The sequence below is a fragment of the Tardiphaga robiniae genome (genome assembly GCF_013359755.1).
In the GTDB taxonomy this organism is placed as follows: domain Bacteria; phylum Pseudomonadota; class Alphaproteobacteria; order Rhizobiales; family Xanthobacteraceae; genus Tardiphaga; species Tardiphaga robiniae.
This window is the reverse complement of the sequence record NZ_JABMCJ010000094.1, coordinates 279347-291955: the sequence shown is the minus strand read 5'-3', so window position 1 is coordinate 291955 and position 12609 is coordinate 279347. Positions and strand designations below refer to the sequence as shown.

The window sequence follows — 12609 nt, the reverse complement described above, 5'->3', positions numbered from 1 at the left end:
TTTTCGCATAAAATTCTTGCACCCGTTAATTTCATTAACAAGTCGGGAAAAACAGATATATTTATCTGTAATGCTTATGAATATTGACCTCCGGCAACTCCGTGCCTTCGCCGAGGTGGTTCAGGCTGGGAGCTTCAGCCGGGCCGCGCGGAAACTTGGCGTTTCCCAGTCCGCCCTCAGCCAGGCCGTTCGCCAGCTCGAGGACGAGCTGCAGGTCCGGCTGCTGGACCGGACGACGCGCAGCGTTCAACTCAGCAAGGTCGGTGCCGAATTCCTGCCGGGGATCCAACGCCTGCTGGCGGATCTCGATCACCAAATTCAGGATTTACGCGATCTGCGCGAGCATCGCCGCGGCCATGTTACGGTGGCCTGCGTGCCGTCGGTGGCGTTGCGTCTGATGCCGGTGGTGCTAGCGAATTTCCAGCGCGAATATCCCATGGTGAGCGTGACGCTCAAGGAAGTGTCACGGCATCAGATCATTGCCGGGCTGCGCAGCGGCGACGCCGAGCTCGGCATCGCCAATGTGCCGGGTGAGGATGCGGATCTTGACGCGACGAAGCTGCTGACGGATCGTTTTGCGCTGGTGATGCGGCGGGATCATCAGCTGGCGTCACAAAGCACCGTGAACTGGATGGACGGCGTCGCTGCAGGCATGATCGCAATGGCGACCGGCACCGGGATCCGGCTGGAAATGGAACGCGGTCTGCAGGAACTGGGGCGTAGCAACCCGCTGCATGAGGCCGAACACCCGGCGACCCTGCTCGCCATGGTCGAGGCCGGCGTCGGCGTGGCGCCATTGCCAGGTCTGGCGTTGCCGGCGACGGACCACCCCGTGCTGACCTTCCGCAGGCTGCTTGATCCGGTCATCGAGCGCGATCTGTATCTGATCCGTCGCGTCGGGCGTGACCTGTCGCCGGCCGGTCGCGCGCTTTACCGCGGCATCCAGCTCGTGGCGCAATCGATCCGCGAGCGCACAGCGGCAGGATGGTAGCGAACACGCTTTGACCTTGCTCCCGTGAGTCCCTATTTTGGGGTCGTGAATTCCCATTCCGCCCATTTGAGCCCGCCATGACCGCCTCGCTGAAAGCCATCGACGGATCGGCTGATCTGCCTGTCCTGATGAACGACCTCGCCCGGAGCGCCCGTGCGGCTGCGCGTGCGTTGGCGGTGGCTCCAACGGAGCAAAAGGACCGGGCGCTTGCGGCCATGGAGCGCGCGATACGCGCCGGTGCGCCGGCGATCCTGGCGGCCAATGCCGAGGATGTCGCCGAGGTGCGCGCCAATGGCGCGACATCGGCCTTTATCGATCGGCTGACCCTGACCGAAGCCCGCGTGCATGCGATGGCCGACGGCATTCGTGTGATCCATGACATCGCCGATCCCGTCGGCACCGTCACCGAAAGTTGGCAGCGGCCGAATGGCATGACCATCGAGCGCGTGCGCGTACCGCTCGGCGTCGTTGCGGTGATTTTCGAGAGCCGTCCGAACGTCGCCGCGGATGCAGGCGTGCTGTGCCTGAAGTCCGGCAATGCCGTGATCTTGCGCGGCGGCTCGGACAGTTTCCGGTCTTGTCGTGCGATTCACGAATGTCTGGTGCGGGGCCTGCGCGAAGCCGGTCTGCCGGAAGCCGCGATTACGCTCGTGCCGACGCGCGATCGTGCGGCGGTTGGCTTGCTGCTCACCGGCCTCAATGGCGGCGTCGATGTGATCGTGCCGCGCGGCGGCAAGAGCCTGGTCGCGCGTGTCGAGGCCGAAGCGCGGGTCCCGGTATTCGCACATCTCGAAGGCGTCAATCACACCTATGTCGATCGTACCGCCAAGCTCGATATGGCGAAATCGATCGTGCTGAATGCGAAGATGCGCCGTCCCGGTGTCTGCGGCGCGACGGAAACGCTGCTGATCGACCGCGCGGTGGCGGGCACGCATCTCAAGCCGTTGGTGGAAATGCTGATCGATGCCGGCTGCGAGGTGCGCGGCGATGCCGCCGTGCAGCAGGCCGATGCGCGCGTCAAGCCTGCAACGGACGAGGACTGGGACACCGAATACGAAGACGCGATCATCTCGGCCAGGGTCGTCGATGGTGTCGATGATGCGCTCGCGCATATTCGCGATCACGGTTCGCATCACACCGATGCGATCGTCACCGAGGACGTCGCGGTGGCCACGAAGTTTCTCAACGAAGTGGATTCGGCAATCGTGCTGCATAACGCCTCGACGCAGTTTGCCGATGGCGGTGAATTCGGCTTCGGTGCCGAAATCGGAATCGCCACCGGCAAATTCCATGCGCGCGGCCCGGTCGGCGCCGAGCAGCTCACCAGTTTCAAATATCGCATTCACGGCACCGGACAGACCCGGCCGTGATGATGTGCGTTTCGGCGCGTGGAGACTGAATTGGATTTGCATTCAGTCCCGCCGGCGCAGGGCATACCGCCACATAGTCCCGGCATGCGGATCGGTCTGCTTGGCGGATCGTTCAATCCGCCGCATGCCGCGCATCGGGCCATCAGCCTGTTCGCGATGAAACGGCTGCAGCTGGATCGCGTCTGGTGGCTGGTGTCGCCGGGCAATCCGCTGAAGGATCAACGCAATCTGCACGATCTCGCCGAGCGCGCGGCGGCTGCGAAGGCGATGGCCGATCACCCGCGCATCGATATCACCTGTCTCGAGAGTGTCATCGGTACGCGCTATACCGTCGACACCATCAGCTACCTCCGACGTCGATGTTCGCAAGCACGATTTGTCTGGATCATGGGTGCCGACAATCTCGCCCAGTTTCACCGCTGGGAGAGCTGGCAGGTGATTGCCGGAGAGGTTCCCTTTGCGGTCATCGACCGGCCGCCGCAGAGCTTCCAGGGACTGGCGTCGACCGCCGCCCAAGCCCTCGGCCGTTACCGGATACCGGAGCAGGACGCTGGGTCATTGGCCGACCTGAAGCCCCCCGCATGGGTATTTTTGACCGGTTTGAAGCTGAATCTGTCCTCCACCCGGCTGCGGAACCCGGATGGCAGCTGGAAGACGTAATTCCACAACACTCGCCCGATAAGTGCTATAGGGCGGGCGCTGGAATATTGAATCCGGCATTCCCACATGCATACTTGATCTCACCGGGCGTCGGATTCGGCGTCCCAATACAGTGAAAGGAATGGTCCTCTGGCCACTTCTGTATTGTCCAAGACGGGCGCCAAGAAAGCCCCGTCAAAGGTTGCCCCACCCAAGAAGTCCGCTTCGGTAAAGAAGGCTGCCGCGCCTAAAAAGGCTGCCGCAACCAAAACCGCAAAGCCGAAGGCTGCAGCCAAGACACCCGCTGCTGCAAAAGCTGCACCGAAGGCTGTCATTCCGAAGAAGGTTGCTTCGCCCAAGGCAAAGAAATCTGCTGCGGCAGTGCGCGATAGCGCGACCGAAACGCTCAATCTCGTTCTCGCCCGCCTTGACGACATGAAGGCCGAGGAAACGGTGACCATCGACCTGCGCGGCAAGTCGGCTTTCTCCGATTACATGGTTGTGACCACCGGCCGGTCGAACCGCCATGTCGGCGCGGTGGCCGAAAATGTCGCCAAAGGTCTCAAGGAAGCCGGTCAGAAGAAGCTGCATGTCGAAGGCCTGTCCAATTGCGATTGGGTGCTGATCGATACCGGCGAAGTCGTCCTGCATGTCTTCCGGCCTGAAGTTCGCGAATTCTACAATCTGGAACGTTTGTGGACGCAGAGCCCGTCGGATGAACCGCGGATCGATCTGAAGGCTGTTTGAGCCAGCGCGTGCTAGTCTGCGCCGATGCATCTTCTTGTGATTTCCATCGGCAAGCTCAAGCAGGGTCCGGAACGCGAGCTCGCGGAACGGTACCGTGATCGTTTCGACGATATTGGCCGCAAGCTCGGGTTTCGCGGCCTTGCGATTCATGAAATTTCGGAAAGCCGCGCACGCGATGCGGCGACCCGGATCAATGAGGAAGCAGCGGCGATTTCGGCGCTGATTCCGGAAAAGGCTGTATTAGTAGCGCTCGACGAGCGTGGCAGCAGCGTCGACAGCGCCAGTTTCGCTCGCCATATCGGGAAGTGGCGGGACGAATCGGTGCCACATAATGTTTTTGTCATCGGCGGGGCGGACGGACTTTCGCCCGAATTGCGGCGCAAAGCCAAACTGAGCATTGCATTCGGCTCGGCGACCTGGCCGCATCAAATGGTTCGCGTCATGCTTCTGGAACAGATTTACCGGGCCGCTACAATTTTAGCTGGCCACCCGTATCACCGCGTTTAGCTCGCTATATTGAGCGTATCGCGTTTGAAAGAAGGCGCTGTCGAAACCACGATGCTGTCACCGCGGTCCATTCCATCTGAACACGACGCCGTTCGCCGCGGGATGTCGAACGCATCGTCGTTATCCATGATGCTGGTATCAGCGACTCTTGCAGGTTTGATGACGACCTCGGTCCGGGCGCAAACCGCTACGCCGATCCAGCAGGTCAATGCGCCGTCGCCCGATATCATTCGCCAGCGCGAGCAGGAGCTTGAAGCGGTCCGCGCGCAGCAGAAGAGCGCTGCGGAGCTGCAGGCGAAATTGAAAGCCGATATCGCGGCGATCGGACAGGATCGCGGCAAGCTCAGTCAGCAGCTCATCGATATTGCCGCCCGCGTCCGCAGCGTCGAAACCCGGATCGACGATGCCGAAGTACGATTGCGGCCGTTGGATGCGCGCGAGCAGAAGATCCGCGGCACGCTGGAATCGCGCCGCGGCGAAATCGTCGAAGTGTTGTCCGCCTTGCAGCGCGCCGGCCGCCGTGCGCCGCCGGCTTTGCTGGTGCGTCCCGAAGACGCGCTGAAGTCGCTGCGCACCGCGATGCTGCTCGGCTCCGTTGTGCCCGAGATGCGCGCGCGCGCCGAGCAACTGGTGGCTGACCTCAGCGAACTCGTGAATTTGCGCAAGGCGATCTCGACGGAGCGCGATCAGCTTGCCGGCGATCGCGACAAGCTGAAGGAAGAACAGACACGCCTCGCGTCCTTTACCGAGGAGCGCCAGAAGCAGCAGTCGGCTGCGGAAAAGGACATGGAAGCGGAAGCCGCGCGCGCGCTGACGTTGTCCCGTCAGGTCGACAGTCTGCAGGGCCTGATCGCGAAGATGGAGCAGGACTCCAAGGCGGCGGCGAAGGCAGCGGCCACAGCCAGTCTGCAGGGCACGCCGGCGGCGCTCAGCAACGGCAAGCCAAATATCGGCGCCTTCAAGGATCCCGGCCGGCTCAGTCCGGCGATCGCCTTTGCGTCGGCAAAGGGCATGCTCGCACTTCCGGTCAACGGGGTTAAAATTCGCAATTTCGGCGGTTCCGACGGCGTGGGTGGCGTCGAAAAGGGCATGTCACTGGCCGCACGGGCGGGTGCGCAGGTCACAACACCGTGTGACGGCTGGGTTGTTTATTCCGGTCCGTTCCGTAGCTATGGACAACTCTTGATCCTCAATGCCGGGGGCGGGTATCATGTCTTGATCGCCGGGATGGAGCGTATTTCGGTGAACATTGGTCAGTTCGTCCTTACCGGGGAACCGATCGCTGTCATGGGATCAACATCCCGGGTAGCATCCGTCCTTGCGGCCAATGCCAGCCAGCCTGTGCTTTATATCGAGTTCCGGAAAGACGGGACTCCCATTGATCCAGGCCCATGGTGGGCCGCTAACGAAGGCGAAAAGGTTCGCGGATGATGCGCAAGACTTCCATAATTCTGCTGAGTGCTGCCACTGGCGCCGCCTTGACGCTCTTCGTGACTCAGCCACGCGCCGTGTTCATGGGCACCAGTGCCCGCGCAGCGACCTCGGATACCTACCGCCAGCTCAACCTGTTCGGCGACGTGTTTGAGCGCGTCCGCAGCGACTATGTCGAGAAGCCCGACGACAGCAAGCTGGTCGAGTCGGCGATCTCCGGCATGCTCACCGGTCTCGATCCGCATTCCAGCTACATGGACGCCAAGAGCTTCCGCGACATGCAGGTGCAGACCCGCGGTGAGTTCGGCGGTCTCGGCATCGAAGTCACCATGGAAGACGGCCTGATCAAGGTGGTGTCGCCGATCGACGATACCCCGGCATCGAAGGCCGGTATCATGGCCAACGACATCATCACCAGCCTCGATGAAGAAGCCGTGCAGGGGCTCACCCTGAACCAGGCCGTCGAGAAGATGCGCGGTCCGGTCAATACGAAGATCAAGCTGAAGATCATCCGCAAGGGTCAGGACAATCCGCTCGACGTCACCCTCGTGCGCGACAACATCCGTGTTCGCTCGGTGCGTGCTCGCGTTGAAAGCGACGATATCGCTTACATCCGCATCACGACCTTCAACGAGCAGACCACCGAAGGCCTGAAGCGCGAGATCGCGGCCCAGACCGCGGCGATCGGTGCTGACAAGGTCAAGGGTTACATCATCGACCTCCGCAACAATCCCGGCGGTCTGCTTGAAGAAGCCGTCACCGTTTCCGACGCGTTCCTCGAGCGTGGCGAGATCGTCTCGACCCGCGGTCGTAACGCTGAAGAAACCCAGCGCCGCACGGCGCATGCTGGCGATCTGACCAAGGGCAAGCCGGTGGTCGTGCTGATCAATGGCGGTTCGGCTTCGGCATCGGAAATCGTCGCTGGCGCGCTGCAGGATCACAAGCGTGCGACTACGATCGGTACGCGCTCGTTTGGTAAGGGCTCGGTGCAGACCATCATCCCGCTGGGCTCCGGCAACGGTGCGCTGCGTCTGACCACGGCGCGTTACTTCACGCCGTCGGGTAAGTCGATCCAGGCCAAGGGTATCGTCCCGGACATCGAGATCGTGCAGGATGTGCCGGATGAGCTGAAGTCCCGCGACATCAAGGGCGAGGCTTCGCTCCGTGGCCATCTGAAGAACGATGGCGACGAGAAGACCGGTTCGCAGTCCTATGTGCCGCCGGATGCCAAGAATGACAAGGCGCTGAAGGCCGCTGCCGATTTGCTCCATGGCATCAAGGTGACGTCGAACGCAATCATCACGCCGCCGCCGGGAGCCGCTGCTGCTGCGGACAAGCCAGCAGACGATAAGGCGGCCGCCAAGCCGAACTGATCGGCGAATACGCATCAATTCTGCGGAAAGGGCGGCCTTCGGGTCGCCCTTTTTGTTGCAATCCTTCCAGGTGATCCCGCGCCCTTCCGGCTGCCGTGGCCACGACCGGGCGTGTTATTGTCCGGTCGGCTGATTCGGGAGATTCATGGCAGTGTCGGCGGACGATCTAAGCGCCCCGCTTGGACAGAAATCGAAACGTAAGCGTCAGTTCCGGCTGCCTTTTTCCGGAACGCAGGCGCTTGCCACGATTCTCGCCCTGCTGCTGCTCGGCTTTCTCGGTGTTGCCATCTTCAATAACAACCCGATGGGTGGCGAGCCGGTTGCGCGTGTCGCGATCAAGGCGCCCTCCGCGACCGAGGACAAGGCTGCTGCGAAGCCTCCGGTCGAGGTCAAGCACGGTACGCCCGAGACGGCCAAGGCGCCTGAGGCTCCCGGTCAGAAGACCATCACCATCATCGACGGCTCCAGTGGCGCTCGTAAGGATGTCGTGGTGTCCAGCGAGGGCTCGGACAGCGCTGCGGTCGATGCACCGCCGCCGGTTATGACGGGTATCGATCAGAAACTGTTGGAGAAATCTCGCCACGGTATGGTGCCGATCGCCACCGGCGCGCTGAAGTCCGTGACGGCCTATGCCGCCGGTTCCGAGGCCGAGCGCGCCAGGGCGATGAAGATGCCGAGCATTTCCATCGTCATTGGCGGCCTCGGCGTCGGTGCAGCCAAGACCACCGATGCCATCATGAAGCTGCCGCCGGCCGTGACGCTGGGCTTCACGCCCTATGGCTCGGATCCCGGCAAACTGGTCGAGCGCGCCCGTGCGCAGCGCCACGAGGTGCTGCTGCAGCTGCCGATGGAGCCGTTCGACTATCCTGACAACGATCCCGGCCCGCAGACGCTGTTGTCCTCGGCTACGGCCGAGCAGAACCTCGATCGCATGATGTGGCATATGAGCCGCTTCCAGGGCTATGTCGGCGTGGCCAATTTCATGGGCGCGCGCTTCATCGCCACGGATACGGCCATGCAGCCGATTGCACGCGAGGCCAGCAAGCGCGGGCTTGCATTGTTCGACGATGGCTCGACGCCGCGCAGCGTTGCCGCCGCAGCCGCCGAAGGGCAGGGCATGCCCTTCGCACGCTCCGATGTTGCCATCGACGCGGTGCCGACCTCCGCAGACATCGACAAGGCGCTAGCGCGGCTCGAGGGGCTGGCCAAGGAGCGGGGTGTGGCTGTCGGCGTCGCTTCGGCGCTGCCGATCTCGATCGAACGTATCAGCGCCTGGGCGAAAACCCTTGAAAGCCGCGGGGTCATGCTGGTGCCATTGACAACCGCGATGCTGAAATCAAAATCAAGCTAGCGTCTTTGGGCTAGGGTGAATTCGGCACGGCCGAATCGCTGCGATTCAGCAAGGTCGAATCGCTGCGTAAAGAGTGCTCGAACGGACGCGAGAGGCATTGACGGAATGGCGCGCTACGAAGACCTGCCCTATCGAACTTGCGTCGGAATGATGCTGATCAACCCGCAAGGGCTCGTCTTTATCGGCCGACGTGCCGGCGGTATCGAGCACGTCGATGACATGCATGTCTGGCAGATGCCGCAGGGCGGCGTCGATCCCGGTGAGGACACCTGGGAGGCAGCCAAGCGCGAGCTCTATGAAGAAACCAGTGTCCAATCGGTCGAGAAGCTCGGCGAAGTGCCGGACTGGTTGATCTATGACATTCCCCGCACGGTGGCCGGGCGGGCCTGGAAGGGTCGCTATCGCGGCCAGCGGCAGAAATGGTTCGCCGTACGCTTCACCGGCGATGACAAGGAAATCAACGTCACGCACCCCCCGGGTGGCCACAAGGCCGAGTTCATCAATTGGCGCTGGGAGCCGATGAAGAACCTTCCGGAGCTGATCGTGCCGTTCAAGCGCCCCGTCTATGAGCGGGTGGTGAAGGAATTTGCCGGTCTGGCGGACGGCTAGTACTGGAATGACGGACAACCGGCCCTATCGCCCCAATGTGGGCGTCGCACTGTTCAATGCCGACGGCAAAGTTCTGATCGGCCGCCGCTTCAAGGATGACGGGCCGGAGATCATTCTGCCGGGCCTGGAATGGCAGATGCCTCAGGGTGGTATCGATTCCGATGAAGATCCTCGCGTCGCCGTGATGCGCGAATTATGGGAAGAGACTGGCGTCAGCCATGCCGACTATCTCGGCGAGACCGGCTGGATGACCTACGACTTCATCCCGTTCGAGAATCCCGGCCATCGCTTTGCGCAGTTCCGCGGGCAACGGCAGAAGTGGTTTGCGCTGAAATTCACCGGGGATGATGCCGAAGTCGATCCGCTCACGCCGCGCAACGGTCAACCGCCTGAATTCGACGCCTGGCGCTGGGAGCGGCTGGATCGCGTCGCGGATCTCGTGGTGCCGTTCCGGCGGGAGGTCTATCGCGCCGTGGCCGAGAGTTTTGCGAAATTTGTCTGAGGCGAAGCCCTGACGAAACGAAGCGCTACCCGGGCTATAGCGCTTAGTGCATCGCCGTCGAGGTGATGTGCTGCTGGATGACCTTGAAGTGGTCGAGGCGCTCGATGGCACGGTCCAGAGCGGAGCCTTCCTTCTCGGCCAGCTTCTCTTCCATCTCCGCGATGTCCTTGGCGAAAGCTTCGCGGTCAAGCTCGGCGATCGACGTCGCGACGTCAGCAAGAACCGTCAAGCCCTTGTCCGAGACTTCGGCAAGGCCGCCGAGCACAATGATCTTCTCATGCTTGCCACCGTTGGTGACAGTCATGATGCCCGGACGCAACGCAATCACCACAGGTGCGTGGCCGGCCATCACGCCGACATCACCCTCGGCGCCCGGGATATCGACCTGCTCGACTTCGCCTGTGAAAGCGAGCTTTTCCGGTGAGACGAGATCGAAGTGGAACGTGGCCATGTCGTTATCCGCTGACTGCTCCCTCCCCCCTTGCGGGGGAGGGTTGGGGAGGGGGGTAACCAAGGGCGAAGGCGCTTGTGGCACACCCACCCCGGCGCAAATGCGCCGACCCTCCCCGCCTAGCGAAGCTTTGCTTCGCGCGGGGGGAGGGTAAGAACTTTATGCCGCTTCAGCAGCCAGCTTCTTGCCCTTCTCGACGGCTTCTTCGATCGCGCCGACCATATAGAAGGCGGCTTCCGGCAGATGATCGTACTTGCCTTCGCAGATCGCGCGGAAACCCTTGATGGTGTCGGCGAGCTCGACGAACTTGCCCGGCGAACCCGTGAAGATTTCAGCGACGAAGAACGGCTGCGACAGGAAGCGCTCGATCTTGCGGGCGCGGGCCACGGCCAGCTTGTCCTCTTCCGACAGTTCGTCCATGCCGAGAATGGCGATGATGTCCTGCAGCGACTTGTACTTCTGCAGCACCTGCTGAACCATACGCGCGGTCTCGTAGTGCTCCTGGCCGACGATCAGCGGGGACAGCATGCGCGAGGTGGAGTCGAGCGGATCCACTGCGGGGTAGATGCCCTTTTCCGAAATCGCACGGTTGAGCACGGTCGTCGCGTCCAAATGGGCGAACGAGGTAGCAGGCGCCGGATCGGTCAAGTCGTCGGCCGGAACGTAGATGGCCTGCACCGAGGTGATCGAACCCTTATGCGTGGTGGTGATACGCTCCTGCAGCGCGCCCATGTCAGTCGCGAGCGTTGGCTGATAACCCACCGCCGAAGGAATACGGCCGAGCAGCGCCGACACTTCCGAACCTGCCTGGGTGAAGCGGAAGATGTTGTCGATAAAGAACAGCACGTCCTGGCCCTGATCGCGGAAGTGCTCGGCGACGGTCAGACCGGACAGAGCAACGCGCATGCGGGCGCCCGGAGGCTCGTTCATCTGGCCGAACACGAGAGCGCACTTCGACTTCACGGCCGGATCCGGATTGTGCGGATCGGCGTTCACCTTGGACTCGATGAACTCGTGATAGAGATCGTTACCTTCGCGGGTACGCTCGCCGACGCCGGCGAACACCGAGTTGCCGCCGTGCGCCTTCGCGACGTTGTTGATCAGTTCCTGAATGAGAACCGTCTTGCCGACGCCGGCGCCGCCGAACAGGCCGATCTTGCCGCCCTTGGCGTAAGGCGCGAGCAGATCGACGACCTTGATGCCGGTGACGAGAATTTCAGCCTCGGTGGACTGTTCGGTATACATCGGCGCTTCCTGATGGATGGCGCGGTTGCCTTCAGAAGCGATCGGACCGCCTTCATCGATCGGCTCCCCGATCACGTTCATGATACGGCCAAGGGTGCCGACGCCAACTGGAACCTGGATCGGCGAGCCAGTGTCGGTGACTTCCTGACCACGGACCAGACCTTCGGTGGTGTCCATCGCGATGGTGCGGACCGTCGATTCGCCGAGATGCTGGGCGACTTCGAGAACCAGGCGGTTGCCACCGTTCTTGGTTTCGATCGCGTTCAGAATTGCGGGCAGGTAGCCTTCGAACTGCACGTCGACGACGGCGCCGATGACCTGGGTGATACGTCCGGTCTGGTTGGCGGATGCGGCCATGAAAACTTCTCCATAAACTTCAAGGACTCGGAAGTCCGAAACTTGAACGGCGGCCCATGAGGCCGGAAGGTTGTTGTTAGATCGCCTCGGCGCCGGAGATGATTTCGATCAGCTCCTTCGTAATCATCGCCTGGCGGGTGCGGTTGTAGATCAATGTCTGCTTGCGGATCATGTCGCCGGCGTTGCGCGTAGCGTTGTCCATCGAGCTCATCTGCGCGCCGTAGAACGAAGCGTTGTTCTCGAGCAGAGCGCGGAAGATCTGCACCGCAAGATTGCGCGGCAGCAGGCCGTCGAGGATCTCATCTTCGGCGGGCTCGTAGTCGTAGCTCGGCGTTGGGCCGGCATCGGCTTTAGGCGCCTCGACCACCAGGGGAATGATCTGCTGGGCGGTCGGGATTTGCGCGATCACCGACTTGAAGCGCGAATAGAACAGCGTGCAGACGTCGAATTCGCCAGTGTTGAAGAGTTCGAGAACCTTCTTGGCGATGTCGTTGGCATTGACGAAGCCAAGCTGACGCACCGAACGCAATTCGAGATGACCGACGATCTGCTTGTCGAAGTTACGGCGCAGTTGCTCGTAGCCCTTGCGGCCAACGCAGAAGAATTTGACCGTCTTGCCCTGGTTCATCAGCGCCAGTGCGCGTTCGCGCGCCAGACGGACGATCGAGGAATTGAAAGCGCCGCACAGGCCACGCTCGCCGGTGCAGACCAGCAGCAGATTAACCTGATCCTTGCCGGTGCCGACGAGCAGCGCCGGGCCGGAGCCTGCCGTTGTAGCGCCGGCAATGCTGGCGATCACGGTATCCATCTTCTCGGCGTAAGGACGTGCAGCTTCGGCAGCGGTCTGCGCACGACGCAGCTTCGACGCTGCGACCATCTGCATCGCCTTGGTGATCTTCTGCGTCGCCTTGGTCGAAGCGATGCGGACGCGCATGTCTTTAAGTGAGGCCATTCTCAGTCCACCCCGGCGATCTGGCCGTTTGGCCGATCGCGAACCTCTCGTTCGAAACGCCCGACCTCGTGCCGGACATCAACG

At 62.0% G+C, this 12609-nt stretch carries 13 protein-coding genes; 10 read left to right on the top strand and 3 right to left on the bottom strand.

The features are described from left to right. Positions 1-16: 16 nt before the first annotated feature. The 10 genes from HP556_RS27640 to HP556_RS27595 all read left to right on the top strand — a co-directional run bounded on the left by HP556_RS27640 (position 17) and on the right by HP556_RS27595 (position 9520). The gene (locus tag HP556_RS27640; protein WP_175369300.1) at positions 17-991 is read left to right on the top strand and encodes a LysR family transcriptional regulator; all 975 of its coding nucleotides are present in this window, start codon (positions 17-19) and stop codon (positions 989-991) included. A 77-nt stretch (positions 992-1068) separates the two neighbouring features. Then, positions 1069-2361, top strand: coding sequence for a glutamate-5-semialdehyde dehydrogenase (locus HP556_RS27635; protein ID WP_175369299.1), 1293 nt, complete (start codon positions 1069-1071; stop codon positions 2359-2361). 30 nt (positions 2362-2391) lie between these two features. Continuing rightward, positions 2392-3021 carry a nicotinate-nucleotide adenylyltransferase gene (locus tag HP556_RS27630; protein ID WP_256461223.1) on the top strand — a complete coding sequence of 210 codons (630 nt, stop codon included), beginning with the start codon at positions 2392-2394 and terminating at the stop codon, positions 3019-3021. Between the two features lie 360 nt (positions 3022-3381). Continuing rightward, positions 3382-3747: a ribosome silencing factor gene (gene rsfS / locus HP556_RS30360; protein WP_338117637.1), complete on the top strand. Its 366-nt coding sequence runs from the start codon at positions 3382-3384 to the stop codon at positions 3745-3747. A gap of 24 nt (positions 3748-3771) precedes the next feature. Next, the gene (gene rlmH, locus HP556_RS27620) at positions 3772-4254 is read left to right on the top strand and encodes a 23S rRNA (pseudouridine(1915)-N(3))-methyltransferase RlmH (RefSeq protein ID WP_089263230.1); all 483 of its coding nucleotides are present in this window, start codon (positions 3772-3774) and stop codon (positions 4252-4254) included. Positions 4255-4380: 126 nt separating this feature from the next. Then, positions 4381-5685: a murein hydrolase activator EnvC family protein gene (locus HP556_RS27615; RefSeq protein WP_420878718.1), complete on the top strand. Its 1305-nt coding sequence runs from the start codon at positions 4381-4383 to the stop codon at positions 5683-5685. Next, positions 5682-7058, top strand: a complete 1377-nt coding sequence (locus HP556_RS27610; protein WP_120287632.1) for a S41 family peptidase — start codon at positions 5682-5684, stop codon at positions 7056-7058. The genes HP556_RS27615 and HP556_RS27610 overlap by 4 nt, the downstream gene beginning before the upstream one ends. Positions 7059-7203: 145 nt before the next feature. Next, complete coding sequence (locus tag HP556_RS27605) at positions 7204-8409, top strand: divergent polysaccharide deacetylase family protein (RefSeq protein ID WP_175369297.1); 1206 nt, start codon at positions 7204-7206, stop codon at positions 8407-8409. Between the two features lie 105 nt (positions 8410-8514). Further along, positions 8515-9018, top strand: a complete 504-nt coding sequence (locus HP556_RS27600; protein ID WP_068730156.1) for an RNA pyrophosphohydrolase — start codon at positions 8515-8517, stop codon at positions 9016-9018. A gap of 7 nt (positions 9019-9025) precedes the next feature. Then, entirely contained in the window at positions 9026-9520 is a 495-nt protein-coding gene (locus HP556_RS27595) for an RNA pyrophosphohydrolase (protein ID WP_175369296.1), read from the top strand. Between the two features lie 43 nt (positions 9521-9563). Here HP556_RS27595 and HP556_RS27590 read toward each other — a convergent pair whose 3' ends face one another. The 3 genes from HP556_RS27590 to HP556_RS27580 form a co-directional block, all read right to left on the bottom strand. Beyond that, positions 9564-9971: a F0F1 ATP synthase subunit epsilon gene (locus HP556_RS27590; RefSeq protein ID WP_093757757.1), complete on the bottom strand. Its 408-nt coding sequence runs from the start codon at positions 9969-9971 to the stop codon at positions 9564-9566. A gap of 159 nt (positions 9972-10130) precedes the next feature. After that, complete coding sequence (gene atpD, locus HP556_RS27585) at positions 10131-11573, bottom strand: F0F1 ATP synthase subunit beta (protein ID WP_089263243.1); 1443 nt, start codon at positions 11571-11573, stop codon at positions 10131-10133. Between the two features lie 76 nt (positions 11574-11649). Then, the gene (locus HP556_RS27580; RefSeq protein WP_175369295.1) at positions 11650-12525 is read right to left on the bottom strand and encodes a F0F1 ATP synthase subunit gamma; all 876 of its coding nucleotides are present in this window, start codon (positions 12523-12525) and stop codon (positions 11650-11652) included. Positions 12526-12609: the final 84 nt, after the last annotated feature.

What these genes read in the sequence shown, in the direction of transcription:
- HP556_RS27635 (WP_175369299.1), top strand. Translation starts at nt 1,069, where the DNA reads ATGACCGCCTCGCTGAAAGCCATCGACGGATCGGCTGATCTGCCTGTC.
- rlmH (WP_089263230.1), top strand. Translation starts at nt 3,772, where the DNA reads ATGCATCTTCTTGTGATTTCCATCGGCAAGCTCAAGCAGGGTCCGGAA.
- HP556_RS27615 (WP_420878718.1), top strand. Translation starts at nt 4,381, where the DNA reads ATGATGCTGGTATCAGCGACTCTTGCAGGTTTGATGACGACCTCGGTC.
- HP556_RS27610 (WP_120287632.1), top strand. Translation starts at nt 5,682, where the DNA reads ATGATGCGCAAGACTTCCATAATTCTGCTGAGTGCTGCCACTGGCGCC.
- HP556_RS27605 (WP_175369297.1), top strand. Translation starts at nt 7,204, where the DNA reads ATGGCAGTGTCGGCGGACGATCTAAGCGCCCCGCTTGGACAGAAATCG.
- HP556_RS27600 (WP_068730156.1), top strand. Translation starts at nt 8,515, where the DNA reads ATGGCGCGCTACGAAGACCTGCCCTATCGAACTTGCGTCGGAATGATG.
- HP556_RS27595 (WP_175369296.1), top strand. Translation starts at nt 9,026, where the DNA reads ATGACGGACAACCGGCCCTATCGCCCCAATGTGGGCGTCGCACTGTTC.
- HP556_RS27590 (WP_093757757.1), bottom strand. Translation starts at nt 9,971, where the DNA reads ATGGCCACGTTCCACTTCGATCTCGTCTCACCGGAAAAGCTCGCTTTC.
- atpD (WP_089263243.1), bottom strand. Translation starts at nt 11,573, where the DNA reads ATGGCCGCATCCGCCAACCAGACCGGACGTATCACCCAGGTCATCGGC.
- HP556_RS27580 (WP_175369295.1), bottom strand. Translation starts at nt 12,525, where the DNA reads ATGGCCTCACTTAAAGACATGCGCGTCCGCATCGCTTCGACCAAGGCG.